Genomic DNA, 26,844 nt, shown 5'->3' with positions numbered 1-26,844 from the left:
CATTCGCTACTCTTTTTTTCCTCCTCCCTTTTGTAACACATCAATTGTAATCCTATAACACAAACGCCGCAAATTGCAAAAAAATACTTGCAAAAGGGGCAGGGGTATGGTATAATGGCTCAATGTTGAAGGGGGAGGCGTTCTCCCGGGAAGTCGGATTCAAGACGAAAACCATCCCGAAAAAACGCTCAAACATTGCAAATGATGAAAGGGAGTCAAATATAATGGCAAACATCAAGTCCGCCCAAAAGAGAGTTGTGTCCAACCAGAAGAAAGCCGTCGTTAACAAGGCGGCCAAGTCGGCACTGAAAACCGAAATTAAAAAGGGCAAGCTCGCGATTGAAAGCGGCGCTGCAGATATGGACGTCACAGTTAAGAACACCATCAAAGCCGTCGACAAAGCCGCGGCAAAAGGCCTTATTGCCAAGAACACCGCCGCCCGCCGCAAGAGCGCGTTGATGAAAAAGGAAAACGCTGCAAAAGCTGCAACCAAGTAATCGGGCGGGATTTAGTTGAACAAAAAACAGACGGCTTTCGGCCGTCTGTTTTTATATTCGTATCAAATTTAAAGAACTTTGGCAAGGAAGTTTTTTAAACGGGGATTCTTGGGATTTGTAAAGAATTCATTCGGCGGGGCCTGTTCGAGTATTTCACCGCCGTCCATAAACAGGACGCGGGTGCCGACCTCACGCGCAAAACCCATCTCGTGGGTCACGACGATCATTGTCATGCCGTCTTCGGCCAGTTCGCGCATGACCTCAAGCACCTCGCCGACCATCTCCGGGTCAAGCGCCGAGGTGGGTTCGTCGAACAGCATCACTTCGGGATTCATCGCCAGTGCCCGCACAATGGCAATACGCTGCTTCTGACCGCCCGAGAGCATGGAGGGGTAGTCGTTTGCTTTTTCGCTCAAACCAACGCGAGCGAGCAGCCGTTGGGCATTCTCTTTGGCTTCGGCCTTCGTTTGGATTTTAAGCTTGACGGGCGCCAACGTAATGTTGTCGAGAATGGTCAGGTGAGGGAAGAGGTTGAAATGCTGAAAAACCATACCCATCTTCTGACGCAGTTTGTTGATCTCACGGGAGGTATAAATCAGTTTTTCGCCTTTGTAAAAGATTTCGCCGGAAGTCGGTTCCTCCAGCATATTCAGGCAGCGCAGAAAAGTTGATTTCCCCGAACCGGACGGTCCGATCACGACGACTTTCTCACCGGCTTTGATCGTCTCGGTAATGTTGTTCAATACGAGATTGTCACCGAATTTTTTCGAGAGATTCCTAACGTCGATCACTTCTGGCCAACCTCCTTTCAAGGGCTCTCAGGCCTAAAGTCAGAATCCAAACGACTATAAAATAGATCACGGCCACGATAATCAGCGCAAAAAACGGCTCGTAAGTACGGCTGCGGACGATATCGCCCGCTTTTGTGAGGTCGATGATCGGAATATAACCGGCGATGGAGGTCTCTTTAATGACCGTAATAAACTCATTGCCGAGCGCCGGCAGGATGTTTTTCACGGCTTGGGGTAAAATGATGTGGAGCATTGTCTGGAGTCTTGTCAGCCCTAAAGAGCGTCCGGCTTCCATCTGTCCGCGGTCGACTGCCATAATGCCTGCGCGCACGATCTCAGCGACATAAGCGCCGGAATTGATACCGAACGCGAGTACCGCCACAACGATGGTGCTTTCCACGTTTTTTAAAATGATGTAATACATAATCATCAGCTGAACGACGACCGGCGTACCGCGGATGATCGCAATATAGACCGTAAAAATTTTATTCAGCCATTTGATTTTGGAGTGTTTTTCGGTGGCGTTTACTTTGACAACGGCTACGATAACACCGATGATAATTCCCAGTATAACCGCCAGTGCGGCGATTTTAAGGGTGTTACCGAGACCGTTGATAAAGAATTTGTAGCGGTCATCGGTGATAAAAGTCTTTTCGAAATTGCGGACCATGTTTGCCGCCCATTCGGCGACGTCCGTGTTCCACCACTCGGTCAGACGCTGTATTAAATTGGCCGGAATGGCTGCATACATATACTTCACTCTTTCTGATACGACCGGCAGGAGGGATTATCTCCCTCCTGCCGATCGTACATTTAGGTGGGGTTGTTAAGCAGCGAATAAACCGCTGCTCTCAAGATACAGATTATGCCGCAGAATCCGCGGAATACTGGATCATCCAATTGGCGATGGAACCGTTGTTGATGAGTTCGGTGAGGACTTCGTCGACAAGCGCTTTCAGCGCGGTGTTTTCTTTTGCGATGGCGATGGCGTAGTTCTCTGCATCAAAGGTGCCGTCGGCATAATTCAACGGGATGGCCTTCAGACCTTCGTTGGAGTTGACGATGTTCATTGCGGTATCCTTGTCGATGACAACGGCGTCGATCTTGCCGTTTTTGAGATCAACAGTCGCTTCCAGTGCGTTCTTATACTGAATAAGCGAAGCGCCGGAATCCTTCAGACAACCGTTGGCGATAGCGTCGTCGATGGCATAGTCACCGGTTGTGGACAGCTGGACACCGATTTTGGCGCCGGCCAGGGTCTCAAAGTTGGTGGTGATGGTATCATCGGCGAGCAGAACGATGTACTGCTGGGTCTGGACATATTCGACCGAGAAGTTGACGGACTCTTTGCGCTCATCGGTGACCGAGAAGCCGGAGATGCCCAGATCGCATTTGCCCTCTTTGACGGCGGCGATGATGTTGTTGAATTCGACGTCGCTGACTTTCAGCTCGACGCCCAGTTTGGCGGCGATGGCCTTTGCGATTTCGATGTCAACGCCGGTGATTTCCGTGCCGCTGTAATATTCATACGGTGCGAATGCGGCATTGGTGTAGACCGTAAGATAGCCCTTAGCCTTAATCGCATCGATTTCAGTCAGGGCGATTTCTTCGGAGCTGACTGCGGAGCTTTCTTCGGAACTGACGGCAGAACCGGCTTCGGAACTTTCTTCGCTTACGACAGAAGAAGCTTCAGAGGACTCGGGAACGCTGCTTTCAACCGAGTCAACAGAGCTGGTTTCGGAAGGGGTGGATTCGACAGAAGACGGGGTAGATGTAACCGACGAGGCCTCGGAAGAAGTTCCGGTGCCTGCACAACCCGCGAAACCGATGGTCGCGAGAATGAGGGTCAAAAAGATTGCGAGAAACTTTTTCATGATGTAATTTCCTTTCGAAATTCGTGCAGATTTTGCCGTTGTCTTGCGGCAAACTTCATCGATAGGCGATGATGAAGGTAGTTTACACTATTTTGAATAAAAATGCAATAGCTTTTGAATAAAAATTCGAATATAACTACAAATATACTATTTTAAGCATATAAATCCAATGTAAAACTTATAAATATACATTTCAAGGGGCGCGAAAGCGTATAAATTTACATTATCGTTGCGCTTGACATATCCGGCAGGAATTATATAATAAATGTAACCGTAAAACGGTAAGGAGATTTATCGAAATGAGTTTTGTATTATCATGCTTTGCGGATGAGATCGACAGCGATCTCTCGGTACAGATTCGGGAGATGAAACGAAACGGCATCGGGCATCTGGAATTGAGGGGTGTTGACGGTAAAAATGTCGCCGATCTCACCGGGCCGGAACTGCGCGAGATCAAAAAGCGTCTGGATATCGCAGATATTCGGGTGTCTGCCATCGGTTCGCCGATCGGGAAAATCGGAATCAACGACGATTTTACACCGCACATGGCGGCTTTTGAGCGGATGCTTGAAGCCGCAAAGATTATGGGCGCGCGTTATATCCGGATTTTCAGTTTCTATATGCCCAAAGGGGAAGACCCGCAAAAATACCTTGAACCCGTCTGTGAACGGCTGGAACAGTTCAAGCGGAAGGCAAAACCGTTGAATCTGGTGCTGCTGCATGAAAACGAAAAGGGGATTTTCGGAGACATCGCTCCGCGGTGCAGACAGCTGATGGACCGTCTGAGCGACGAGAATTTCAAGATGACCTTCGACCCGGCCAACTTCGTACAGTGCGGCCAGCCGGTCATGGAGGCGTACCGGCTGCTCGTTGATTTCGTCGAATACGTCCATATCAAAGACGCCAAATTCTCCGACGGAAGTGTTGTTCCGGCGGGATACGGCGACGGCGAAATCGAAGTTTTGCTTAAAACGCTTTATGAGAAAAGCTATGACGGCTTTTTGTCGCTGGAGCCGCATCTGGGAGAATTCAAAGGCTTTTCCGCATTGGAACAGGACGATAAGAAACTGAGCTTTGACAGTAGCATGAACGCCGCCGGGCGTTTCGAACTCGCGGTCAATTGCCTCAGAGACGTGTTGAAAAAAGTAGAAGCGTAAGGAAGTATCAATTCATGGAAAAGAAGATCAAACTCTGCGTAACGGGCTATGGCAACATCGGAACCTTACACTGCAAACGCATCACCGACGGCGTCACACGCGGCGTCGAACTTGTCGCGATCTGCGACAACAATCCCGCAAAAATTGAAGCCGCGCGCAAGCTGTACGGCGAGAGCGTAAAATACTTCGACAGCGCCGAACAGGCCATCGCCTCAGGGGTCTGTGACAGTATGCTGGTGGCTACGCCGCATTATGCCCACCCCGAAATTACGATCAAAGCGCTCGAAGGCGGTTTGAACGTGTTGTGCGAAAAGCCGATCGGCGTTTATACCTCCGCAGTGCGGAAGATGAACGAGGCGGCGCAAAAGAGCGGCAAGGTGTTCGGTATCATGTATAACCAGCGCACCAATCCGCTGTATCAAAAATTGCGTAAAATGATCATGGACGGCGAACTCGGGGAGATCCGCCGCGTGATTTGGATCATCACCAATTGGTACCGCTCCCAGAGCTATTACGATTCGGGCGGATGGCGTGCGACATGGGCAGGAGAGGGCGGCGGCGTGCTGCTCAATCAAGACCCGCATCAGCTCGATCTTTGGCAATGGCTTTGCGGGATGCCCAAACGCATTCATGCACACGCCTATAACGGCAGACACCGCAATATCGAGGTGGAAAATGACGTGACGGCGTTTGCGGAATACGAAAACGGTGCGACCGGTCTGTTCGTGACCTCGACTTTCGAGACCCCGGGCACCAACCGACTCGAAATTTCAGCAGATAACGGCAAGGTCGTCTTGGAAAACGACAAGCTGATTTTTACGAAAAACAAGGTCAGCGAGACCGAATGGAATCAGACCTGCAAAACCGGTTTCGGCGAACCGGAACATGAGGTGATCGAGATCACGGCGCCCGAGGTTGAGGAGTGCCATCTAGGACACGCCGGTATCCTGACCGATTTCGCATCGGCGATTTTGAATGGTACGCCGCTATTGGCACCGGGCATCGAGGGCATCAGAGGTCTTTCCATTTCAAATTCGATTCATCTGTCGGCATGGACGGGTGAGTGGGTCGAACCGGAGCATATCGACGAAAAACGCTTTGAGATGCTGCTTGCGGAGAAGATCAATGATTCGACCGTAACCAAAGACAGCAGCGGCGTCACCCTGAACGCCGAAGGAACTTTTTAATAAGTAGGGAATGGTCTTGACCATTCCGAATGAAAAAAGATACAAAAATTCGTCCGCCGAAAGCAGTTTCGGCGGGCGAATTTTTAGTATTTAATCATTCTTTTTCTTTGCTCTCTTTCAATGCTGCCATATAACCTGCGGCGATGATGCCTGTCGGTAATGCAATAATTGCAATTCCGATAAATGAAGATAACATGCTGACGATTTTTCCAAATGCACTGATGGGATAAATATCTCCATAACCGACGGTTGTCAATGTCACAACTGCCCAATATACAGCATCGAAAAAAGTGTTAAAACTCTGTGGTTCTACTGAAAACATTACTAAAGCACAAATAATAATATATCCAACTGCCAAACCGGCGACGGTGCAAAGCGGTTTCTTTTCATTATGTATTACTTTTTTAATGATCTCAAAACTTTTAGAATACCTCAGTACCTTCAATGACCGGAACACTTTCAAGGATTTTGCGAGACGGAGTAATCTGAATAATTTGAATCCGGAACCCAGAATGGTGAGCGAGGGTAGAATTGAGAGTAAATCAATAACAGCAAATGGAGTAATGGGATAATATATAAAAGCATATTTTCCATGCTTTATGAATTTTAAATCAGCTGTTCCCCATCGAAGCAGATAGTCAATAATAAAAATCACAACAGTGATTCGGTCAATCCAGATAAAAATATTGTATGTTTCATGAAAACAGAGTGGTAAGATACTCGCGACGATGGCAATCAACATAAAAGCATCGTAAATGCTGCTTATCTTATCATTTTCACCTGCAACTTCGATGATTTCAAATATCCTCTTGCGCATATCTTTCACCCTTTGCCCATTTTTTTACATGATATCATATATTCTGATAAAAAGGAAGCGCCCGCCTAAACGGCGGGCGGATTATACTTAAATATTATTACTCATCCTGCGCAGCGGGATTGGTCAGATTCGGTTCCTGAAGCCCCTCCGGTTTTTCAGGGGTTTCGTAAACAGCATTATAGATGCGCTTGACATGTTTTCCGCCCGGAAGCATCACAAGGAACACCGCCGCTAAATTGGTCATATACCCGATCATGATGATTGCCCGAGCCGAGAAATAGTCGCCGAGTGCGCCGGAGACGAGCTGCCCCACGATCATGCCGAACGAAAGCAGCATCTGAAACGATCCGTTGAACCGGCCTCGGTAGTCGTTTGGAATATAACTCTGAGTCGCCGAGATGCGGATGTTGAACGAGGTGACCGACAGCAGGCCGGACAGAAACATTAACGCGATCATCACTCCGACCGGCGTGAACAGATAACCGCCCTCGAGCACACAGGTCGTGATATAGACCGTCAGGGCGATGGCGAATTTCCGCTTTGGCGGCAGCTTCATCTTGTAGTGGAGGAATCCACCCACCAGCCGTCCCATTAGGTTTGCACCCATCACAAAAGTGTAGGCCATAACGTCCAGCCCGGGCGTGGTCTTAAAATAGGGCAGGGCAAGCGCACCGGTGGAATAGGAGAGGTTTGCGATCAGAAAATAGGCGGTGATGACCAAAAGCCCTTTTTCCGAACGTATGTAATCAACGCCGGCTTTGAATTCATTAAAATAATATTTCGCGGTGAATTTCTGCGTACGGTGCTGAACATGTGTTTCGGGGGCCTTGATGAATACCTCCATAATGGCTGCAATCAAAAAGGTGGCGGCGTTGAACAAAAACAGCGGCGCGATATTGCCGAGTTTCTGGTAGGCAAATGCGGCTACCGGCACCATGACTGCGGCAAGCGGGTAGATGATGCTCGAAATCGAATAGGCCTTGGAGTAGTGTTCTTTTCCGATCAACTTGGGGTACAAGCTGTCGTAAGCGGTCTGATAGACACTGTCGATGGAACCGATTAAAACGGCCAGCGCCAAAAACGGCCAGAAGCTGAAGATGTTAAAATGCAGCAGGAAAAACAGCCCCAAATACAGAGCTGCCGACAAGAAGTCGAGTGTATAGATGACCTTGGCACGCGGGAAATTGTCCAAATACGGGCCGGCCACCATCGGCATGATGATTTTCGGCAGGTTGTAGGCCACCATGAACAGCGAGTATAAAAAGATCGATTGGGTGTAGTCCAGCACCAACAGACCGATGGCAAAGCCGCTGATGGCGTTGCCCAGCATCGAGATCACCGTTCCGACAGTGATGATCGTAAAGTTTTTATTCCAGAGCTTTGAAGTGCTCAATCTTTAACATCCTTTATGCTTTATTAATGCGCTTCTTACACTCGTCAGCTCCCAGCACCTGCATAATGGTATACAGATCGGGGGTCTGACTGCGGTTTGTAATGGCAATTCGGATCATCGCCGCCACGTCGGAGAGCGGGCCTTTATAGGCGTCCGGATTGGCTTTGTAGAGTTTGGTGTCGGAGGCATAGCCGATCTTGTCAGCGACCTGCTTGACTTTGGAGAACCAAATATCGCGGTCATCCGTATCATCAAACAATAAGGCATATGCGGCAAGCGCAGCCTTAAAGTCGTCGGCGGAAAGCGTTCCGAGGTCATAGCCGTCCTTGATATCGGCATAAAAGTCCTCATTGATGAAATAGCCGAAATAACTGCGTACCATGCTCCAGTTGGCGATGTCCTTGCGGGGTTTGGGCACTTCTCGGTCAATATTAAAAATTTCGCGCCAATGCTTCGGGTCGCTTCCGGCGATTTCCGCCATCTCGGGATTGAATAGCTTGGCCCAGGCGAGATAACGCGAGAGCACTTTCTCGGCGGAAAGCAGCGATATGTAATTCTTACACACGTCGTCGAGCTTGTTCCGATCGAACACCGCGCCTGAAACCGACATATTCTTGGCGCTGAATTTATAATCGTCAATCGGTGATTTGGGGTTGGCGCGCCGCCAGTCCTCAAAGCCGGAATTGGCGATTGTGTTCAGATATTCGAGCACGGCGTCTTTGTCATAGCCCATCTCGTGGTAAAAAATCAAACCGAACTCGGGGTCTTTGCGCTTGGAGAGCTTGCGCTTATTTCCGTCGTCGATGATGCTGAGCGGTGCGACATGGGTATAGCGGGGTTGTTTATAACCGAGCGCACGGAACATTTCAACGTGGATCGGTGCAGAAGCGATCCACTCATCACCGCGCACCACATCGGTCACCCGCATAAAGTGGTCGTCGACCGCGTGGGCAAAGTGGTAGGTCGGGATACCGTCGGATTTGAGCAGCACCACATCCATGATATTCTGCGGAAATTCCATCGTTCCGCGAATGTTGTCGGTGATGCGGTCGACCTTTTTGGCATCTCCGCTGCTGCGCAGACGGATGACATAATCTTTGCCCTCGGCGAGATTCTTTTCGACTTCTTCGAGCGTCAGATTGCGGCACTCAGCCCACTCGCCGAAATAACCCGGCGCGGGTACGTTCGCTGCCTTCTGCTTTTCGCGAATGACATTGAGCTCTTCGGCGGAGCAGAAGCACGGATAAGCCAGTCCCTGCTCAATCAGCCATTTGGCACAGGACTGATAGAGAGCCTTGCGTTTGCTCTGGGTGTAGGGGCCGTAATCCCCTTTTTCTTCGCCGTTAAGCGAGGGTCCTTCATCAAAGAAAATTCCGAATTCACCCAGCATTTTCACGATTTTAGCGACGCCGTCTTTCACCGTGCGTTTGGCGTCGGTGTCCTCGATGCGCAAAAAACAGACACCGCCGCTCTGGTGCGCAAGCCGCAGATCGACATTGCAGGTAAAAACGTTGCCGAGATGCGGCAAGCCGGTCGGACTGGGCGCAAACCGGGTTACTTTAGCCCCCTCGGGCAGCGTACGCAGGGGATATTGATTTTCCCAAACGGATAAGTCGCTGTTGACGTTGGGCATAACTAAATCCGCGAGTTTTTGATAATCCATTCGAATAACCGTCCTTTGCTGTTTATTGAGCCGTTTGACTCAGATCCATCCGCATGATGATATTCAGCGATAAAATCAGATCTTTGGTGTTGACCGAGGCGTAACCGCTGTGTTCAACCAACAGGGCACGCGCTCCCTGAGACTTGGCATAGCCGTATAAATATCCCTGACGCGTGCCGTATTCCTCGCTGACGTGCGCAAGGCCTAGATTTGCCGCAAACGCACGCCCGAGTTCGGCGTCGCCGTAAGATTCGTCATACCAGCCGTGAAAATCGATGAAGACGTCGGGGGAGAGTTCTTTCATCAGATTTCGGAGAGCAACCGTTTCCTGGGCTTTGAATTGCCCCTTGAGAAAATCGCGATTCATATCGATACCCTGGGACTGCCCACGCCCGAATTTTTCTCCGCCGTTGCGGTTCATGACGCCGTCGGGATTGACCATCGGCACGATGAACAATTCCGCATCCTCGAGATATTGGGGCTTGAGGCAATAGAAAAATGCGATCTGATAGGCCTGTTCGGCCAGATAAGCGCCGTCGCAGGAGGCCTCGCCCTCATAACCGTGAATCGCAAAGGTCAGCATGACTTTTTTGGTCGGCTCACGGTTTGGATTTTTGATATGATAATAGTAGAGCGGACGGCCCAGAACGCTTTCGCCGTATTGAATCAATTCCGGAACAATCGTATTCTCATCGCCGAACGAGGTGAAATAATCATCCAAGTTCTCGATCTCGGAGTAGAGCGTTTTTGTCAGCTCCAGCAGCGACTCATGCGGTGTGAAACGGCCTGCAACGGCGTAGACATCCTTTTCCTCGGTGGTGAATAAAAATATCTCGTCGGTCGTGTAGCCCTGATCGATCAGCGCTTCAACGTCGCTGTAGGTGAATCCCAGTGAGAGCATCATCTGCCGGGTTTCCCGGGTATAAATACCATCGAATCCCACCGTTTCCGGAATACCGAGTTCGGCGAAGAAATCCAATGGGACGGAGGAAATCTCCGAAGAGGGATGTGCATTCGCTGCAATGGAACTGGGAGCGGTGGTATCCGCACAGGCACAGCAAAAAAGTAGACAGGCCAGCAGCGGCGCAAGCAGTCGAGTGGATGTCATGTTGTCTATCTCCCGCGTTTTGTTATCTCAAAACCGACGTTTCTCGAAGATCTGGGGCGGCGGTTCAGGACTTATCTTTTGCGCTATCTTGGCCTTTTATGATGACATTCATATAATTATAAGGGATTTCGATGCCGTTTTCGGGGAAAACCCTGAGAATTTCCTTTCTCAGATCGCACAGCATGACGAATCCGGAACCCGGATCGGCCGACCAGATAAATCCGCGCAGTGCTACGCCGGAATCTTTAAATTCGACCACCCGCACGACCACGACCGATGCGTCTGCTTCGATTTCTTGGGGGCTTCTGGCGTCAATGCAGTTGGGGTGTGCGAGCGCAAGTTCCTGCAGTACGGAGACGGCTTTGTCAATATCGGCGGTATAGGCGACATCGACGTCGAGGTAATTGCAGACCCGCGTTTCGCCCAGCATCCGGTTTTCAAGTACGGAGCTGTTAGTCTTGGCGTTGGGTACGATGATCCGGTTATTTTGAAAAGTTTTAAGCACTGTGTGGTGCAGGGTGATGTCCTCCACGATACCGGTCACGTCGATATCCTTGATCGTGATGATGTCCCCAATCACAAACGGTTTAAAAATCGAGATAAACAGACCGTGGACGAGATTTGAAAAAGCCTCCTGCGAAGCCAGGCCGATGATCACTGCCAATACGCCGGAGGTTGCCAGCAGAGAGACAGTCAGCGTCTTCAGGGGGAGAATCTGGAACAATCCGCCTGTGACCGCAATAATATAAACCAGTGCGCGCAGCAGATGTCCCAGCAGCGGGTAGGTATTCTTTTTGCCGCGTTTTTCTTTTTCCTTTAAAATACGGTTGATAATATGCAGTAAGATCCAAGCTGCGATAAAGACGCAGATCCACACCAGCAGCGTCGTAAAGATGCCGCCCTCAAAAGTGGTATTTGTTTTTTCGTTGAAATCCAGAATCCACTGCCAGAAGTCTTTCACGATGGGCGCTCCTTTCTCTGAGATAGGTAAAACAATTTTTAGGTATTATTCCTTTTTTGGATGCGGTATTTGCCGGTGTCCGTGTTGTGTTGCACGGCAATATAGATTACCCAGCCGAGCAGTGCGCCGAGGGTATTGAGCCACAGATCGTCAATGTCGGTGCCTCGTTCAAGCGGGAATTGTGCCAGTTCGATGGCCAGCGAGGTCAATAAGCCGGATAATAGTGCTTTTAAAAACGAGGGTTTTCTCCACAGCAGACAGGCGAAAAAGCCAATGGGGACAAACACCAGGATATTTCCGACGATATTGATCAGAAAGAAATTGATTTTGCCGCGTTCGATGGTCTCGATTTCAACGAGCCGGAATACGTCGAATAATTTCAGATTCAGGCCGCCTCCGCCGGGTCGGTGGACGATCTCAAAACCGGTGGCCGTCAGGGTGATTTCAGACAGCACCGTCTGGGAGACCAATCCCACAAGGAACATCACGAAAATCACCATTAAAATTTCCCGGCACCGGGGACTGATCAGATTGCGTTTTTCCAATTGCTTTACGCGCAGCCAACGCCATAATAGGATGAACGGCAGAGAGATCAGCATATACGGAAGCATGTTCAGGAAATATCCAAATGCTGTAGCCATTGCCGTCCTCCGTGTGTGTTATTGGGGTTTGTAAGATGATTTCAGTGATACTGTGCGGATAAAGATGGGATCGTCTGAGAATTTTGTATCCCGGCAGAAGTATCCCTGCCGCACGAACTGGAACTTGTCACCGGGTTTCGCTTCATTCACACAGGCCTCGGCATATCCGTCGGTGGTGATTGAGGAATTGTGGTTGATCACGGATTGTTCGAGATCGGTGTTGTACTCGGTCTCGAGCAGACGATCCAACAGCCGGCATTTGATCGGGAAAGCGGTCTTGGCATCCACCCAATGGATGGTGCCCTTGACTTTGCGGTCGGCACCGGGCGTTCCGCTTTTTGTGTCGGGATCGTAGGTGCAGTTGATCTGAACAACTTTTCCGTTTGCATCTTTAACGCAGCCGGTGCATTTGATGATATATGCACCCATCAGCCGGACTTCATTTCCGGGAAAAAGGCGGTGAAACTTGGGCGGAGGAACCTCAAAAAAGTCCTCGTTTTCAATATATAGTTCCCTGCTGAAATGGACCGGGCGTGAGCCGAGTTCGGGTTTTTCCGGGTTATTCGCAATCTCAAACTGTTCGGTTTGACCTTCGGGATAATTGGTGATAACAAGTTTGAGCGGATTGGTCACCGCCATCACACGGCTGCATTTGAGTTTTAGGTCCTCACGGGTGCAGTAATCCAAAAAGTCAATCTCGATGACCGCTTGTGTCTTGGCTACGCCGGTTTTGATGCAGAATTCGCGCAGGGCTTCGGGGGTGACGCCTCTGCGGCGAAGACCCGACAGGGTGGGCATACGGGGATCGTCCCAGCCGTCGACAACACCTGTTTCAACGAGTTGGCGCAAATACCGCTTTGACATGACAGTATATGTCACGTTGTATTTGGAAAATTCGATCTGACGCGGCGGCTGGTCAATAAAACCGGTTTTTAGCAGCGACCACTCATAGAGCGGCCTGTGGTCTTCAAACTCAAGTGAGCACAGCGAATGAGTAATACCTTCGATGGCATCCTGCAGCGGGTGGGCATAGTCGTACATCGGATAGATGCACCACTTGTCGCCCTGGCGATGGTGATGCGCGAACTTGATGCGGTAGATAACCGGGTCGCGCATATTCATATTCGGTGAGGACATATCAATCTTCGCACGCAGCACATGGCTGCCCTCGGGGAATTCGCCGTTTTTCATGCGCAAAAACAAGTCGAGGTTTTCCTCGGGTGTGCGGTTACGGTAAGGACTTTCGACGCCCGGCGTGGTCAGCGTGCCGCGGGTCTCGCGGATCTGGTCGGGTGTGAGGTCGCAGACGAATGCGTCCCCGTTTTTAATCAAATCGAGCGTCAGCTCGAAGGTCTTTTGAAAATAGTCGGAGGCGTAAAAAAGATGATCCCATTTTGCCCCCAGCCATAAAATATCATTTTGAATGGATTCGACGAATTCCTCTTCCTCTTTTTCGGGGTTGGTGTCGTCAAAGCGCAGATTAAATTCACCGCCGTATTTTTTGGCGATGCTGTAACTGATCATAATGGCTTTGGCGCTGCCGATGTGGATATAGCCGTTGGGTTCCGGCGGAAAACGGGTGTGTACCTTTTTGACAAAACGGCCGGTGCGGTAGTCCTCTTCGACGAATGCCTCGATAAAATTCAGAGGGGTTTTTTCGGCGATGTCGCTCATTTCTCAGATCTCCTTTTTGCCAATCCTTACGCAGGAACTGTGCGGAAGAAATTAACCTTATAATCATAGCATATCCGGCCTCGTTTTGCAATATTTTGACTTTAATCATTAAAACAATTTCGGCAGGATGTGTCGATTCGATTGAATTTGAGGGTAAAATATGCTAAACTGGATCAAAACGGCAGCAGTACAGCTGCAGCCGATTTCAGTAAATGAACGCGCGGAGGAACTATCTCGGTATGGACAACAGATTAGATGCTTTTTTTGCAAAACTTCGTTCGAAAAAAGTTGTTATCATCGGTATCGGCGTGAGCAATACGCCACTAATTAAATTATTATTAAAAAAAGGCGTTCCCGTCACGGTTTGCGATAAAAAAGACGCAGACGCACTCGGACAGATTTGCGATGAAATCCGCTCCTGGGGCGCAAAACTGCTGATCGGAGACGAATACCCGGAACAATTCGACGCCGACGTTATTATCCGTGCACCCGGGGTTTATTTCGATTCGCCCGCGCTTGTCGCCGCCAGAAAACGCGGCGTTGTCGTGACCTCTGAAATGGAACTGTTTTTCGATTATTGCCCTTGTCCGATCTACGCAGTAACCGGCAGCGACGGCAAGACGACGACTACTTCGATTATCGCCGAATGTCTGACCAAACAGGGCAAGCTCGTCCATTTGGGCGGCAACATCGGCCGCTGTCTGTTTGACAAGGTCGAGGAGATGTCGCATAACGATATTGCGGTTGTTGAATTGTCAAGCTTCCAGCTGATGTCGATGCGCAAAAGCCCGGACGTCGCGGTCGTAACCAATATGAATCCGAATCATCTCGACATTCATAAGGATATGAACGAATACATCACCGCCAAGAAAAATATTTATCTCCATCAAAACGCCTTCGGACGCTGCGTGCTGAACGCCGAGAATGCGATTACCCGTTCGTTCGCAGGTGAAGTCCGAGGACAGACGGCGTTCTTTTCCTCATCGAATCCAGTGGAAAACGGCGTTTATCTCAAAGACGGAAAGCTCGTCCATGTCACAAACGGCGAGGAGGAGGAGATTATGGCCGCCGACGAGATTTTATTGCCCGGCACACACAATGCCGAGAATTATATGGCAGCCTTTGCCGCAGTCTGGGGCGTAGTCGACGTCAAGGTGATGTCCGAGATTGCAAGAACCTTTAAAGGCGTCGAACACCGCGAGGAATTTGTGCGTGAACTCGACGGCGTGAAATATTATAACGACTCCATCGCAACCACCCCGACCCGTACCATCGCCGCACTGAACGCTTTAAAGCAAAACGTCATTTTAATCGGCGGCGGATATGATAAAAAAATCCCGTTTGAACCGCTCGGAAAGCCGGTGGCCGACACCTGCAAAGCCGTAATTTTATTCGGTGACACCGCGAAAAAAATAGGTGATACTATCACTGCCACACCCGGTTATAACGCAGAAAAAACGCCGATTTTCTATGTCGGCAATATGTTTGAAGCGGTACAAAAAGCCCATTCGCTTGCAAAAAGCGGCGATTTTGTCACGCTCTCGCCCGCCTGTGCGAGTTTCGACCGCTATCCCAATTACGAAACCCGCGGCGAGGAATATAAGACGCTCGTGAATAAACTTTAGGGGTGGTATATTGAACACGAAAGAACTCCTTGCGAAGCTCTGTGAGCCGTTCGGCGGTTCCGGCAGCGAAAAGGGTATCAACGATGTGATCTGCGGTATTTTAGAAGGTTATAAGACCGCGACTGACGCGATGGGCAATCTCGGGGTTGAAATTGTCCCCAAACGCGCCGACAGACCGGTCGTCATGCTGACCGCGCACACCGACGAAATCTCGTTTATTGTCAATGAGGTGCGCGGCGACGGCACGCTTTCGCTCGGTACGGTCGGCGGTATTGACCGCCGTACGCTTCACGGTGCAAAAATCGCCGTACATACCAAAGACGGCGAAATCACCGGTGTCATCACCAGCGGCGAAAATGAAACCAGCCCCAAAGATAATATCACCGCAGAAATCGGTTATAAAAAAGATGATTCGCCTGTCAGACAGGGGGACCGCGCGGGTTTCATCGCACCGGTTTTTGAACTTTCAAACGATGTTTTGTGCGGACACGCCCTTGACGACCGCATCGGGTGCGCCGTAATCATCAAAGCGGCACAGAATCTGGCCAAAAATCTCAATATCGGCGTCTATCTGCTGTTCGCGGTGCAGGAGGAAATCGGCTGCCGCGGCAGCGGTGCGGGTACGCACAACATCATGCCCGACATTGCCATTGCGATTGACGGCAGCTTTGGTGAAAATCCGATTGCCGATTCGTCCAAGACCGGAAAGAGCGGGGAGGGGCCGATGATCGGCGTGTCTCCGATCTTATCCCAAAAACATACCGACGGACTGATCATAGAGGCCAAAACGCGGAAAATCCCTTACCAACTTGAGATTATGGGTGGAGGAACCGGAACCGACAGCGACCGCATCACCTTCACCGACGGCGGCGTCGAGACGGCGCTGGTTTCGGTGCCGATGCGCAATATGCACACTGCGGTTGAGACCGTTCTGGTCTCCGATATCGATAAAAGCGCGAAATTGATTGCGGCTTATATAAACACGCTGGGAGGTGCGGCGAATGTTTGACCTGATCGAAAAACTGGTCGCCATTGACGCGCCGACCGGGCGGGAAACCGCGATGCAGTCGTTTTTATCTGCTTATCTGAATAAAAAATGCGAATTTTACATCGATATTCTGGGCAGTGTAATTGCCCATCGTCAAGGCAATGGCCGAAAAATCATGCTCACCGCTCCGATGGACGAACCGACCTTTATTCTCAAAAAGGGCGAAAATCCGTATTATAAATTCGAGACGGTCGGAAAAGCAGGCACGGCACAGCTGTTCGGCAGAAAGTTGAAGTTCGGCGATAAAAAAGGCGTCGTTGCGGTCTGTCCGGTGCATCTTTCAAACGGCGACGACAAGTTGCCGAAAACGGAGTCGCTCTATTTCGAGTATTATGACGAGCCGGAACAGGGCACTTTCGGCGTATTCGACTCCGAATTTTTCACCTGGGGAAAAGATAATGGAATCATCGGCGGGAAAGCGCTTTCCTCCCGTTCCGCAATCGCCGCCCTGTTAAAAATCCTTGACGAACCGGGTGATGATGATCTGTATTTGGTATTTGCTGCGCGCGGCAACCTCAGCGGCGGAGGCGTCAAAGCGGCTGCCGAGACAATCAAGCCCGATATCGCAATTGTGGTGCAGGGTTATGAGAGCGGCACGCTCGATTCCGAAAAAGAGCCGGAACTTGCGCTGCCGGTCATCGACAGCGGCGCGGTTCACGACGAAGAACTTTTAAAAGAAATCAATACCGCCGCCGAGAATTCGGAAATTAAAATCGTCATTCCTACGGCGCGTTTGAATTGCCCCGCGGGAATGGTCGCTCAGTGCGCGGGCGGTATTAAAACGGCATTTTTGGCATTGCCGACACGGCTGCTTGGTTCTGATACCGAGAGCTGTCGTAAAAAGGATGTCGAAGCGCTCTCCAAACTTCTGAACGCGGTGGTGCAAAAATGAACGGAAAAGTCCTTTCCGCCGCACAAAAAGCGGATCAAAAAATCAAACCGCAGTTTGAGAAAATCGAACAAACCGAACGCATCTGCACCGAGCGGGTTTTAAAAGCATTTTCAGAAAATCGGGTCAGCGAAGCGCATCTGCTGGGTACGACCGGTTACGGCTACGGCGATCTCGGACGGGAAACGCTCGACAGGGTCTATGCGTCGGTTTACGGCACCGAGGACGCCTTTGTCCGTGTTCAGATGGTCAGCGGTACCCATGCAATCGCCACCGGATTATTCGGTGTGCTGCGCCCCGGTGATCAAGTACTTTCCATCACCGGACAGCCGTATGATACGATTCTGCCGACGATTTTGAAAAAAGGCGGCGGGTCGCTTGCCGACTTCGGCATACAATTTGACTGGCTGGAGTTTGACGGGACATTTGATCTCGATAAAATCCTCAAATCAACAGATGGAAAGAGAATGATCTACATTCAGCGTTCACGCGGTTATACCCTGCGGCGTTCGCTGACTTCTGATGACATCACGGAAATCACCAATTTGATCCATGCGAAATATCCGGACATCATCGTATTTGTCGATAACTGCTACGGCGAATTCGTCTGTGAGAGCGAACCCGAAGCCGATTTACTGGCGGGTAGTTTGATTAAAAACGCAGGCGGCGGCCTGTGTCCCTGCGGGGGGTATCTGGCGGGAAAAAAAGAGCTGATCGACGCTTGTGCCGATCGTCTGTTCGCGCAGGACATCGGGCGCGAAGTCGGAGCGACGTTGTTTCAAAACCGCAGCATGTTCATGGGACTGTTCATGGCGCCGCATGCGACCGCGGAAGCGCTCAAAACTTCGGCTTTCGCGGCTGCTCTCTTTGACGAACTCGGTTTTGAGACCGAACCCGCATATGACGCACGGCGCGCCGACATCGTACAGCTGTTAAAACTGGGGAATCCGGATTTATTGATCAAGTTTTGCAAAGGGCTTCAGAGCGGTTCCCCGGTCGATAGCCACGTCAGCCCCGAACCGTGGGATATGCCCGGTTATGACAGCAAGGTCATCATGGCGGCGGGCGGTTTTATCTCGGGTTCGAGCGTCGAAATTTCAGCCGACGCGCCGCTGCGGGAACCGTTTGCAGTCTGGCTGCAAGGTGGATTGACCTTTGCGAGCGGGCGATATGCAGTACTTCGTGCCGCAGAAGCGATCTTGTCATAACATCGTGTCATTGCAGCTTTGACTTATATCGGCATAAGTGGTATAATCTGTCCATATTAGAAACAGCGGTTCGGCAGACGAGCCGTAAAAAGAGCGGGTGTGACATTGAACGGGAGCAAACAGCGCGCTACGGCGACGATTCATCTTTCCGCGCTGCGGAAAAATTTCCAATATATCAAGGCTTTGACCGGCGGTAATTGTAAAATCTGCGCGATGGTCAAGGCCGATGCCTACGGCCACGGAGCGGTCGGTATAGCCGAGGAATTGGCACGCTGCGGCGTCGATTATCTCGGTCTTGCCGATATCTACGAAGCGCAAACCCTGCGTGAAGCGGGTATCGAGACTCCGATTCTGATGATGGGATATACCCCGAAATGTGATATGCCCCGTCTTTTGGAATATCAGCTGACGCAGACTGTTTTTGACTTGGATTTCGCCGAGACGCTCAACAATACCGTCGGGGGCCCCATTCGCTGCCATTTGAAAATCGACACCGGTATGGGGCGGCTCGGATATGTCTGTCCCGACGGTTTTCCGACCAAAGACCTGCTGCGGACGCTGGAACTTCCGAACCTCGAGTTCGAGGGGGTCTATACCCATTTCGCCAAAGCCGATGAAACCGGCAGCGACTTGACCCGCCGCCAGTTTGAAAATTTTATGACGGTGCTCGGCAATCTAGAATGCGCGGGGCATACTTTTCAAATCCGTCATGCGGCCAATAGCGCCGCGATTATGAATTATCCCGAAATGCATCTGGATATGGTGCGTCCGGGGATCATGCTTTACGGATTGATGCCCGACGGAAGCAAAAACAAAAATCTCGCACCGATTCTCGACTATGCCGGTGCGGTGGAACTGGTCAAGGAAGTCGAAGCCGGAACCACGATCAGTTACGGCGGCACCTACCGCTGCGAGACCGATAAGCGCATCGCGGTGGTCAGTTTGGGTTATGCGGACGGTGTCAGCCGGACACTTTCGAACCGCGGTTTTTTATTGGTCAACGGAAAACGCGCCCCGATTCTCGGCAAAATCTGTATGGATCATTTGATGATTGACGCGGATCATTTGGGCAATATTGAATGCGGAGCGCCCGCCTATATTATCGGCGGCGGCAAGGACGGAAATACCGCTGACGATCTGGCAGAACTTGAGGGCACCATCAGCTACGAGGTTTTGTGCCGCATGGTCGGCAGCCGGGTCAAGAAAATCTATTCGGAGTAAAGTTTGAAAATAAATTTTCAAACGAAGGAGTTTTATCCTCAGGAGAGAAATTCAAATCTCAATGAAAGACGAGCAAAGACATGAGCACGACGGTTTTAAAGGTCATCGCAATCATCTCGATGTTAATCGATCACCTCGGCGCCTCCGGGATCGTGCCTGTAGGCACCCCCTGGTATACCGTCTGCCGCGTCATCGGGAGGCTGGCATTTCCGCTGTTTTGCTTCTGTGTTGCCGAGGGACTCAAACACAGCAAGAACCGAAAAAAATATATCCTGCGGTTGTTTATTTTCGCTCTGATCAGTGAGATACCATTTGATCTGATGGTTTATAAAACCTGGTTTACTTGGCAAAGTCAAAACGTCATTTTCACATTGCTGCTTGCCGTGGTCGGTATTACGGTCTTTGAACAACCGGAGCTGCTCGGTAAAGTGATGCAGAAATACGAAAAAAACCCCGACACGTATGCCTATCAAAATGCCGATTGGGTTGTCAAATCGTTTATTCTGGGCATCTGTGCGCTTTTGGGCTTCATTTTAAAAACAGATTACGCCTGGTTCGGCGTCTGTTTGGTCTATGTGATGTATTTCACGGGCAGGTTGTCAAAGCCTAAACGCTATTCGATTATCGCTGCGGTTTTAATCGGTTACGGTTTAATCAACACGCTTGCGGGTGCCGGAATGATGACTGCTTTATACTGGCTCGCGGCGAGTTCTTCATTGATCTTCATCATGATGTATAACAACCGGAAGGGTAAAGGGTTAAAGTATCTGTTTTATATCTTCTATCCGGCACATATGCTGATCTTGGCGGTTTGTTATTTTATTATGAACCCGGTAATGCTTTTTAAGCTTGGTATCACGCTGGGTATATCCTGAACCAATGAGAGGTGGTTTTTTATGGAATTCAAAGAACTAAAAATTGAACAGCTTGATTTTAACCCGTTTGAAATGATCGGCGGTTGGGCGTTGCTTGCCAGCGGAAAGCCGGATAATTTCAACATGATGACAGTGAGCTGGGGGCAGGCCGGCGTACTGTGGAACAAAAACGTCGTGACCGCCTATGTGCGTCCGCAGCGCTACACCAAGGGCTTTATGGATACCAACGATATCTTCACATTGAACTTTTTCGACGCGGATTGCCATGACGCTCTGTCGCTGTGCGGCAGCAAGAGCGGACGGGACGTCGACAAGATGAATAAAAGCGGCCTGACCGCAGAACATCGGGGCGGGGCGGTTTTGTTTACCGAGGCCAAATTGATTTTGGTCTGTGAAAAGCTCTATATCGGGCAACTTGAAAAAGACGGATTTTTAGACGAAAAACTGGTCACGGCCAATTATCAAAAGGCGGATTTCCATACGTTTTATATCGGTGAAATCAAAAAGATTCTCTCGAAATAACAATTCGGGAAACTTGACTTCGGATTGAAAGGATGTCCATGAAAATGGGTTTTAAAAAGGCGGTTTTGGAGAAATCGGACAGCACAAAAATTCAATTTCTGCGTTCGCTGGTGGTCGGCGGTATCGCTACGGGTGTTGATGTCGGTATTGCGATGCTGCTCATCTACGGTTTTTCGGTCAACGAACAGTTGGCCGCCGCTATCGGATTTACCTTCGGACTGGTCGTCAATTATCTGCTCAGCGCGCTTTGGGTGTTTCGCAAGTCACAGGTTACCAACCGGTTTGGCGAGTTTGTGGTGTTTACGATCATCGGATTAATCGGACTCGGCCTCAAGGTCGGATTGATTACGCTGTTTGTGCGTTGGATGGAAATGCCGTTTTTTGATGCGTGGTTTTTTACTAATTTAAATGAATTGATTCGTAACATCGCGGCCACTATGATCGTCTTTATCTTTAACTTCGCAGCAAGGAAGTTGGTTCTGTATCGCTATAATCCGGAAAAAGAAGAGAACAAGGAGATAGAAAAATGAAACAAGTAATCGTGATCGGTGCGGGTCCCGCGGGGCTGACTGCGGCGGACGAGCTGCTGCGCAGAGGCGGTTATGAGGTGACCGTGCTTGAAGAAAGCGATGAAATCGGCGGCATCTCAAAGACGGTGCGTTATAACGGCAACCGTATGGACATCGGCGGACACCGGTTCTTTTCCAAATCCGATGAGATTATGAAGCGGTGGGAGCAGCTGATGCCGCTGCAGGGCGCATTGGCCATCGACGACAAGCTGCTTGACAGGGAGAGACCGGTATATCCGGGTGGACCCGATCCCGAAAAAGAAGACCGCGTCATGTTGGTCCGCCACCGGGTCTCACGCATTTATTACTTAAAGAAATTCTTTGACTATCCGATCTCGATGAAGGCCTCGACCATTAAGGGGATGGGTTTCGGGCGTACGATGAAAGCCGGATTTTCCTATTTAAAATCGGCAATGATCAAAAAGCCGGAAACCTCGCTTGAAAATTTCTATATTAACCGTTTCGGTAAGGTGCTTTACGGAATGTTCTTTGAGGGTTATACCGAAAAGCTCTGGGGCCGTCATCCGTCCGACATCTCCGCCGACTGGGGCGCACAGCGGGTCAAGGGTCTTTCCATCCGCACGCTGCTCAAAGATATGTTTTCCAAAGCATTCGGCAAAAAGAATAATCAAAACGCCGAGACCTCGCTGATTGAGGAATTCTGGTATCCCAAGTTTGGCCCCGGTCAGCTCTGGGAAGGCCTTGCCGACGATATCGTAAAGCGCGGTGCGGTTTTGAAAAAGAACTGCGGTGTGAAACGGCTGATCGTCGAAAACAGCAAAGTCACCGGTGTGGTCTGCGCAACCCCCGACGGCGAAAAGACAGAGAGTGCGGACATTGTGATCTCGTCAATGCCGCTGCGCGATCTGGTGCTGGGCATTGAGGGCGAAAAACCGTCTGATGAGATGATCCGGATTGCCGATGGTCTGCCGTACCGCGATTTTGTGACGGTCGGCTTGCTTGTCAAACGGATGAATCTCAAAAACGAGACGGATATCAAAACCCTGGGCAACATCGTGCCCGATTGCTGGATTTATGTGCAGGAGACCGAGGTCAAACTGGGCCGGATCCAGATTTTTAACAACTGGTCGCCGTACATGGTCAAGGATCCCGAACATACCGTCTGGATCGGATTGGAATATTTCTGCGCCGAGGGCGACGATTTCTGGAATATGCCGAATGATGAGCGGGTGAAATTCGCGGCAAAAGAACTTGAGAAGATGGGCATCATCGGGGCGGAAGACGTACTCGACAGCCATTGCGAGCGGGTCAAGAAAGCATATCCGGCTTATTTCGACACCTACGCCGAGATCGACAAACTGATCGATTATCTCAACTCAATTGAAAATCTATACTGCATCGGTCGTAACGGTCAGCATCGTTATAATAATATGGACCACTCGATGATGACCGCAATGGTCGCCGTTGACGCCATCGAAAACGGCGGTGAAAAAACCGCGGTCTGGAGTGTCAACACCGAAAAGGAATACCACGAGAAGAAGGAGTCGGAGGAGGGTAAATAGGTGAGCGCAGTATCGCTTCGCCCAACCGAAAATTTTAAGTCGTACACCCCGTATTTTGTGGTTTTCGGAGTTGCGGCTTTTATTGCCGCGTTGGTTTTTGATCCGACCTCGTCTTCTTTGATCGGTATAATCGGGGCGATTGCACTGACGATCCTGGCTGTAATTATTACTGCGGGGCTTGCGGTGAAATATCGCAGGACAGAGGGATTTGCGACCTATTTGGTTGCCGGTATCGCTACGGTTTTGATTTTTGCGCTGACGTTGTTCTTTATGCCGAAGTTGGAAAACGCAACAGCGATTCTCGCCTCTTGCGGCGTCATGATTCTCATGATTTGGTTCACGGTCTTTTCCGTGAACGGAAAGCTGAACGCGGAAAGGGCGATCTTGCTTTTACTCGCCGCGGGGTTTCTGATTCGGCTGCTTTACGGTCTGAATACGCCGATCACCGTACGCCAGCACGACGTCGAGCAGTTCGGCGTCGGATACGGCCATGCCGGGTACATCGAATATTTCTTCAATAATATGAAACTGCCCGATTTCGATCCGACCACGGTTTGGCAGTTTTATCATCCTCCGCTGCATCACATTTTAGCGGCGTTTTGGCTCAAAATCATGACCGCTTTCCGGCTGCCTTGGGAACGTGCACTGGAGTCGATCCAATTCCTGACCGCGTTTTATTCGGCGGCTTCGATGATCATCTGCGTCAAGATTTTCGAGATTCTCGGATTGAAGGGCAAAGGTTTGGTCATCGCCACGGCGTTGATTGCATTCAGCCCGTCGTTCATCATTTTTTCGGGCAGCATCAACAACGATATTTTATCGATTACTTTCACTTTGGCTGCGATATATGCCACATTAAAATGGGTTAAGACGGGGAAATGGTCTGACATTATTCAAATCGCGCTGTTCATCGGGCTCGGTATGTCGACAAAACAGTCCATCGGCGCCATTGCGCCGGCCATTGCGTTGGTTTTTATATTCGAACTGATGGCGAGAAAAGGAGAACGTCTGCGGATGATCGGCCAGTTTGCGGTTTTTGCCGTGATCTGTATCCCGCTGGGTTTGTGGTGGCCGGTGCGCAATCATCTTTTATACGGTTCACCGTTGGCGTATGTCCCAATGCTCGCCGAAAACAGTTTTCAGTACATCGGCAATTACAGTTTCGTCGAGCGGTTCCTGTTTCCGCCGTCGGTCAGCTTCAGCAGCAATTTCATTCTCTGGGGTTCGGCTTGGAATCAACCCACCTGTGAGTTTAATGTCTGGAGCGGCTTGTTCAAGACGGCTGCATTCGGGGAATACAATATTGCTTATGCAAGTTCGGCGGGAGAGTGGCTTACAACGGTGCTGGCGGTCGCCAACATCGCAATCGGATTGATCGGATTCGGCGCGTTGGTGTATTATCTGATCAAAAAGCGGTCGATGACGCCCCGGCAAAAACCGCTTATTTACGGCGTCTATGTGTTTGTTTTACTGTCGTATCTGTCGTTTTGCTATACCTTCCCGCACACTTGCACCATGAACATGCGTTATGCATCGCCGCTGCTCGTGATCGGCTCTTATTTCTTTGCGCGGCTGGCGGGGGACCTCTTAAAAAACGAAAAAAAGCCTGTCAAAGCGATCGGATATGGTATGGCCGGAATTACGGCGGTGTTCTGTATCTCATCGGCGATTATTTATACGACTTTGGGTGGCTGACCTATTGAAAAATATCTGAAAAAATGTTACTATAGAAAAAGTGGATGTCGCTTTTCGGCGAATTTTCCGCTTTTGGTTTTTGTTTGAAAATTTGATTTTCAAATAGGGGCATTTGTGCCAAAACAGGTATAAAATTGCACAAGATGTCCCGGTTTTACGAGAAAGGATGGACAAAAAATGGAATGTTCTCATGAAGTACAATGCATGAGCTATGTGAAAAAGGGCTGCAACCACGGCCCCGCGCCCATTCCCGAAGAAGGGCGTTGGGTACGGGCCTATGAGATCAAAGATATCAGCGGGCTCTCGCACGGAATCGGTTGGTGCGCACCACAGCAGGGCGCATGCAAACTCACATTAAATGTTAAAAACGGCATCATTCAAGAGGCGTTGGTCGAGACGCTGGGCTGCTCCGGCATGACCCACTCGGCGGCGATGGCGTCCGAGATTCTGCCGGGTAAAACACTGCTTGAAGCGTTGAATACCGACTTGGTTTGCGATGCGATCAACGTCGCTATGCGCGAGATTTTCAAACAGCTGGCCTACGGGCGTAGCCAAACCGCATTTTCCGAAGGTGGTCTGCCGATCGGCGCTTCTCTCGAGGATTTGGGCAAGGGTCTGCGTTCCCAGGTAGGAACCATGTTCGGCACACTCGAAAAAGGTCCGCGTTATCTCGAGATGGCCGAGGGTTATGTTCTCTCCGTGGGGCTGGATAAAAACAGCGAAATCATCGGTTATAAGTTTGTCCGCCTCGGCAAGATGCTCGAGGCCATACGCAAGGGCGTCGATCCGAAAAAAGCTTTTGAGGACAACGTCGGACAGTACGGCAGATACGACGATGCGGTCAAGAAAATTGACCCCCGTCAGGAATAAGGAGGCATCGATATGGCAGAATTTGAAGGAAAATCCAGAAGGATGGCCGGAATCGAGGCCTGCCTCAAGGAATATGGATTCTCAACGCTCGAAGATGCGCGCGACCTCTGCACAAGCAAGGGTATTGATCTTGAAAAAATCGTTCGCGGCGCACAGCCCATCGCATTTGACAACGCGGTATGGGCTTACACATTGGGCGCAGCGATCGCAATTAAAAAGAATTGCAAAAAAGCCGCTGATGCAGCCGAGGCCATCGGCATCGGCCTGCAGGCGTTCTGCATTCCCGGCTCGGTTGCCGAACAGCGTAACGTCGGCAGAGGCCACGGCAATCTGGGCGGTATGCTGCTCAGAGAAGAGACCAAGTGCTTCTGCTTCTTGGCCGGTCATGAATCGTTTGCGGCAGCCGAGGGCGCTATCGCCATCGCAAAGACTGCGAACAAGGTCCGCAAAGAACCGCTTAAGGTTATCCTGAACGGTTTAGGCAAGGATGCGGCATATATTATCTCCCGTATAAACGGCTTCACCTACTGCCGCACCGAGATGAACTACGAGACCGGCAAGGCCAAGATCGTCGAAGTCATTCCGTTCTCCGACGGCGACCGCGGTAAGGTTCGCTGCTTCGGCGCGGACGACGTGGTCGAGGGTGTTGACATCATGCGGCAGGAAGGCGTAGATGTCTCCATCACCGGCAATTCCACCAACCCGACGCGCTTCCAGCATCTCGTCGCGGGTACATACAAGAAGTGGTGCGTCGAAAACGGCAAGAAATATTTCTCGGTTGCATCCGGTGGCGGTACAGGCAGAACCCTGCACCCCGACAACATGGCGGCCGGCCCGGCTTCCTACGGTCTGACCGACTCGATGGGCAGAATGCACGGCGACGCGCAGTTTGCGGGATCGTCCTCGGTTCCGGCACACGTCGAGATGATGGGTCTGATCGGCATGGGCAACAATCCCATGGTCGGCGCGACGGTGGCCTGCGCGGTAGCAATCGAAGAAGCGTTGAAATAAGACAGTATAAAATAAATAAAAAGGC

25 protein-coding genes are annotated in these 26,844 nt (G+C 50.4%); 15 read left to right on the top strand and 10 right to left on the bottom strand.

Annotation, left to right across the window (positions count from 1 at the left end):
• The first annotated feature begins 224 nt into the window (after window positions 1–224).
• Window positions 225–497 carry a 30S ribosomal protein S20 gene (gene rpsT / locus PK629_10230; GenBank protein HOP11855.1) on the top strand — a complete coding sequence of 91 codons (273 nt, stop codon included), beginning with the start codon at window positions 225–227 and terminating at the stop codon, window positions 495–497.
• Between the two features lie 68 nt (window positions 498–565).
• Here rpsT and PK629_10225 read toward each other — a convergent pair whose 3' ends face one another.
• From PK629_10225 to PK629_10215, 3 genes are all read right to left on the bottom strand, one after another.
• A complete protein-coding gene (locus PK629_10225) occupies window positions 566–1,288 on the bottom strand; it encodes an amino acid ABC transporter ATP-binding protein (GenBank protein ID HOP11854.1) in 723 nt (240 codons plus the stop codon).
• Window positions 1,275–1,958: an amino acid ABC transporter permease gene (locus PK629_10220; protein ID HOP11853.1), complete on the bottom strand. Its 684-nt coding sequence runs from the start codon at window positions 1,956–1,958 to the stop codon at window positions 1,275–1,277. The genes PK629_10225 and PK629_10220 overlap by 14 nt, the downstream gene beginning before the upstream one ends.
• A gap of 193 nt (window positions 1,959–2,151) precedes the next feature.
• Entirely contained in the window at window positions 2,152–3,162 is a 1,011-nt protein-coding gene (locus tag PK629_10215; protein ID HOP11852.1) for a transporter substrate-binding domain-containing protein, read from the bottom strand.
• Window positions 3,163–3,461: 299 nt separating this feature from the next.
• Here PK629_10215 and PK629_10210 point away from each other — a divergent pair, with 299 nt between their 5' ends.
• Both PK629_10210 and PK629_10205 read left to right on the top strand, forming a co-directional pair.
• A complete protein-coding gene (locus tag PK629_10210) occupies window positions 3,462–4,319 on the top strand; it encodes a sugar phosphate isomerase/epimerase family protein (protein ID HOP11851.1) in 858 nt (285 codons plus the stop codon).
• A gap of 14 nt (window positions 4,320–4,333) precedes the next feature.
• Complete coding sequence (locus tag PK629_10205; GenBank protein HOP11850.1) at window positions 4,334–5,506, top strand: Gfo/Idh/MocA family oxidoreductase; 1,173 nt, start codon at window positions 4,334–4,336, stop codon at window positions 5,504–5,506.
• Between the two features lie 94 nt (window positions 5,507–5,600).
• Here PK629_10205 and PK629_10200 read toward each other — a convergent pair whose 3' ends face one another.
• The 7 genes from PK629_10200 to PK629_10170 form a co-directional block, all read right to left on the bottom strand.
• The gene (locus PK629_10200; GenBank protein ID HOP11849.1) at window positions 5,601–6,323 is read right to left on the bottom strand and encodes an ion transporter; all 723 of its coding nucleotides are present in this window, start codon (window positions 6,321–6,323) and stop codon (window positions 5,601–5,603) included.
• Between the two features lie 97 nt (window positions 6,324–6,420).
• The gene (locus PK629_10195; GenBank protein HOP11848.1) at window positions 6,421–7,716 is read right to left on the bottom strand and encodes an MFS transporter; all 1,296 of its coding nucleotides are present in this window, start codon (window positions 7,714–7,716) and stop codon (window positions 6,421–6,423) included.
• Between the two features lie 13 nt (window positions 7,717–7,729).
• Window positions 7,730–9,379 carry a glutamate--tRNA ligase gene (locus PK629_10190; protein HOP11847.1) on the bottom strand — a complete coding sequence of 550 codons (1,650 nt, stop codon included), beginning with the start codon at window positions 9,377–9,379 and terminating at the stop codon, window positions 7,730–7,732.
• A 22-nt stretch (window positions 9,380–9,401) separates the two neighbouring features.
• The gene (locus PK629_10185) at window positions 9,402–10,487 is read right to left on the bottom strand and encodes a M14 family zinc carboxypeptidase (GenBank protein HOP11846.1); all 1,086 of its coding nucleotides are present in this window, start codon (window positions 10,485–10,487) and stop codon (window positions 9,402–9,404) included.
• A gap of 64 nt (window positions 10,488–10,551) precedes the next feature.
• On the bottom strand, window positions 10,552–11,448 hold the full coding sequence (locus PK629_10180; GenBank protein ID HOP11845.1) for a mechanosensitive ion channel: 897 nt from the start codon (window positions 11,446–11,448) through the stop codon (window positions 10,552–10,554).
• Between the two features lie 38 nt (window positions 11,449–11,486).
• Window positions 11,487–12,089, bottom strand: a complete 603-nt coding sequence (locus tag PK629_10175; GenBank protein HOP11844.1) for a VanZ family protein — start codon at window positions 12,087–12,089, stop codon at window positions 11,487–11,489.
• An 18-nt stretch (window positions 12,090–12,107) separates the two neighbouring features.
• The gene (locus PK629_10170; GenBank protein ID HOP11843.1) at window positions 12,108–13,763 is read right to left on the bottom strand and encodes a glutamine--tRNA ligase/YqeY domain fusion protein; all 1,656 of its coding nucleotides are present in this window, start codon (window positions 13,761–13,763) and stop codon (window positions 12,108–12,110) included.
• Window positions 13,764–14,002: 239 nt separating this feature from the next.
• Here PK629_10170 and murD point away from each other — a divergent pair, with 239 nt between their 5' ends.
• From murD to PK629_10110, 12 genes are all read left to right on the top strand, one after another.
• Complete coding sequence (murD, locus tag PK629_10165) at window positions 14,003–15,388, top strand: UDP-N-acetylmuramoyl-L-alanine--D-glutamate ligase (protein HOP11842.1); 1,386 nt, start codon at window positions 14,003–14,005, stop codon at window positions 15,386–15,388.
• Window positions 15,389–15,398: 10 nt separating this feature from the next.
• Window positions 15,399–16,397: a hypothetical protein gene (locus PK629_10160; protein ID HOP11841.1), complete on the top strand. Its 999-nt coding sequence runs from the start codon at window positions 15,399–15,401 to the stop codon at window positions 16,395–16,397.
• A complete protein-coding gene (locus PK629_10155) occupies window positions 16,390–17,328 on the top strand; it encodes a hypothetical protein (protein HOP11840.1) in 939 nt (312 codons plus the stop codon). Before PK629_10160 ends, PK629_10155 begins: the two co-directional genes overlap by 8 nt.
• Window positions 17,325–18,533, top strand: a complete 1,209-nt coding sequence (locus PK629_10150; GenBank protein HOP11839.1) for a methionine gamma-lyase family protein — start codon at window positions 17,325–17,327, stop codon at window positions 18,531–18,533. Before PK629_10155 ends, PK629_10150 begins: the two co-directional genes overlap by 4 nt.
• Before the next feature lie 105 nt (window positions 18,534–18,638).
• Window positions 18,639–19,754 (top strand): alanine racemase, encoded by a 1,116-nt coding sequence (gene alr, locus PK629_10145; GenBank protein HOP11838.1) that lies wholly within the window; start codon window positions 18,639–18,641, stop codon window positions 19,752–19,754.
• Window positions 19,755–19,834: 80 nt separating this feature from the next.
• Entirely contained in the window at window positions 19,835–20,629 is a 795-nt protein-coding gene (locus PK629_10140; protein ID HOP11837.1) for a TraX family protein, read from the top strand.
• Between the two features lie 21 nt (window positions 20,630–20,650).
• Entirely contained in the window at window positions 20,651–21,151 is a 501-nt protein-coding gene (locus tag PK629_10135; GenBank protein ID HOP11836.1) for a flavin reductase, read from the top strand.
• A 38-nt stretch (window positions 21,152–21,189) separates the two neighbouring features.
• Complete coding sequence (locus PK629_10130; protein ID HOP11835.1) at window positions 21,190–21,681, top strand: GtrA family protein; 492 nt, start codon at window positions 21,190–21,192, stop codon at window positions 21,679–21,681.
• Window positions 21,678–23,243 (top strand): NAD(P)/FAD-dependent oxidoreductase, encoded by a 1,566-nt coding sequence (locus PK629_10125; GenBank protein ID HOP11834.1) that lies wholly within the window; start codon window positions 21,678–21,680, stop codon window positions 23,241–23,243. The genes PK629_10130 and PK629_10125 overlap by 4 nt, the downstream gene beginning before the upstream one ends.
• Window positions 23,244–24,938: a TraX family protein gene (locus PK629_10120; protein HOP11833.1), complete on the top strand. Its 1,695-nt coding sequence runs from the start codon at window positions 23,244–23,246 to the stop codon at window positions 24,936–24,938.
• A gap of 177 nt (window positions 24,939–25,115) precedes the next feature.
• A complete protein-coding gene (locus PK629_10115) occupies window positions 25,116–25,808 on the top strand; it encodes a hypothetical protein (GenBank protein ID HOP11832.1) in 693 nt (230 codons plus the stop codon).
• Between the two features lie 12 nt (window positions 25,809–25,820).
• Window positions 25,821–26,819 (top strand): GGGtGRT protein, encoded by a 999-nt coding sequence (locus tag PK629_10110; protein ID HOP11831.1) that lies wholly within the window; start codon window positions 25,821–25,823, stop codon window positions 26,817–26,819.
• Window positions 26,820–26,844 lie beyond the last annotated feature (25 nt).

The organism is Oscillospiraceae bacterium (assembly GCA_035380125.1).
Classification (GTDB): Bacteria; Bacillota; Clostridia; order Oscillospirales; family JAKOTC01; genus DAOPZJ01.
The sequence above is the reverse complement of the archived record's forward strand: the minus strand, read 5'-3'. Positions and strand labels throughout refer to the sequence as shown.

Bases quoted from the DNA above. Each gene is read 5' to 3' on its own strand.
- rpsT (HOP11855.1), top strand. From the start codon at position 225: ATGGCAAACATCAAGTCCGCCCAAAAGAGAGTTGTGTCCAACCAGAAG.
- PK629_10220 (HOP11853.1), bottom strand. From the start codon at position 1,958: ATGGTCCGCAATTTCGAAAAGACTTTTATCACCGATGACCGCTACAAA.
- PK629_10215 (HOP11852.1), bottom strand. From the start codon at position 3,162: ATGAAAAAGTTTCTCGCAATCTTTTTGACCCTCATTCTCGCGACCATC.
- PK629_10210 (HOP11851.1), top strand. From the start codon at position 3,462: ATGAGTTTTGTATTATCATGCTTTGCGGATGAGATCGACAGCGATCTC.
- PK629_10205 (HOP11850.1), top strand. From the start codon at position 4,334: ATGGAAAAGAAGATCAAACTCTGCGTAACGGGCTATGGCAACATCGGA.
- PK629_10200 (HOP11849.1), bottom strand. From the start codon at position 6,323: ATGCGCAAGAGGATATTTGAAATCATCGAAGTTGCAGGTGAAAATGAT.
- PK629_10190 (HOP11847.1), bottom strand. From the start codon at position 9,379: ATGGATTATCAAAAACTCGCGGATTTAGTTATGCCCAACGTCAACAGC.
- PK629_10185 (HOP11846.1), bottom strand. From the start codon at position 10,487: ATGACATCCACTCGACTGCTTGCGCCGCTGCTGGCCTGTCTACTTTTT.
- PK629_10175 (HOP11844.1), bottom strand. From the start codon at position 12,089: ATGGCTACAGCATTTGGATATTTCCTGAACATGCTTCCGTATATGCTG.
- PK629_10170 (HOP11843.1), bottom strand. From the start codon at position 13,763: ATGAGCGACATCGCCGAAAAAACCCCTCTGAATTTTATCGAGGCATTC.
- murD (HOP11842.1), top strand. From the start codon at position 14,003: ATGGACAACAGATTAGATGCTTTTTTTGCAAAACTTCGTTCGAAAAAA.
- PK629_10155 (HOP11840.1), top strand. From the start codon at position 16,390: ATGTTTGACCTGATCGAAAAACTGGTCGCCATTGACGCGCCGACCGGG.
- PK629_10150 (HOP11839.1), top strand. From the start codon at position 17,325: ATGAACGGAAAAGTCCTTTCCGCCGCACAAAAAGCGGATCAAAAAATC.
- PK629_10140 (HOP11837.1), top strand. From the start codon at position 19,835: ATGAGCACGACGGTTTTAAAGGTCATCGCAATCATCTCGATGTTAATC.
- PK629_10135 (HOP11836.1), top strand. From the start codon at position 20,651: ATGGAATTCAAAGAACTAAAAATTGAACAGCTTGATTTTAACCCGTTT.
- PK629_10130 (HOP11835.1), top strand. From the start codon at position 21,190: ATGAAAATGGGTTTTAAAAAGGCGGTTTTGGAGAAATCGGACAGCACA.
- PK629_10125 (HOP11834.1), top strand. From the start codon at position 21,678: ATGAAACAAGTAATCGTGATCGGTGCGGGTCCCGCGGGGCTGACTGCG.
- PK629_10115 (HOP11832.1), top strand. From the start codon at position 25,116: ATGGAATGTTCTCATGAAGTACAATGCATGAGCTATGTGAAAAAGGGC.
- PK629_10110 (HOP11831.1), top strand. From the start codon at position 25,821: ATGGCAGAATTTGAAGGAAAATCCAGAAGGATGGCCGGAATCGAGGCC.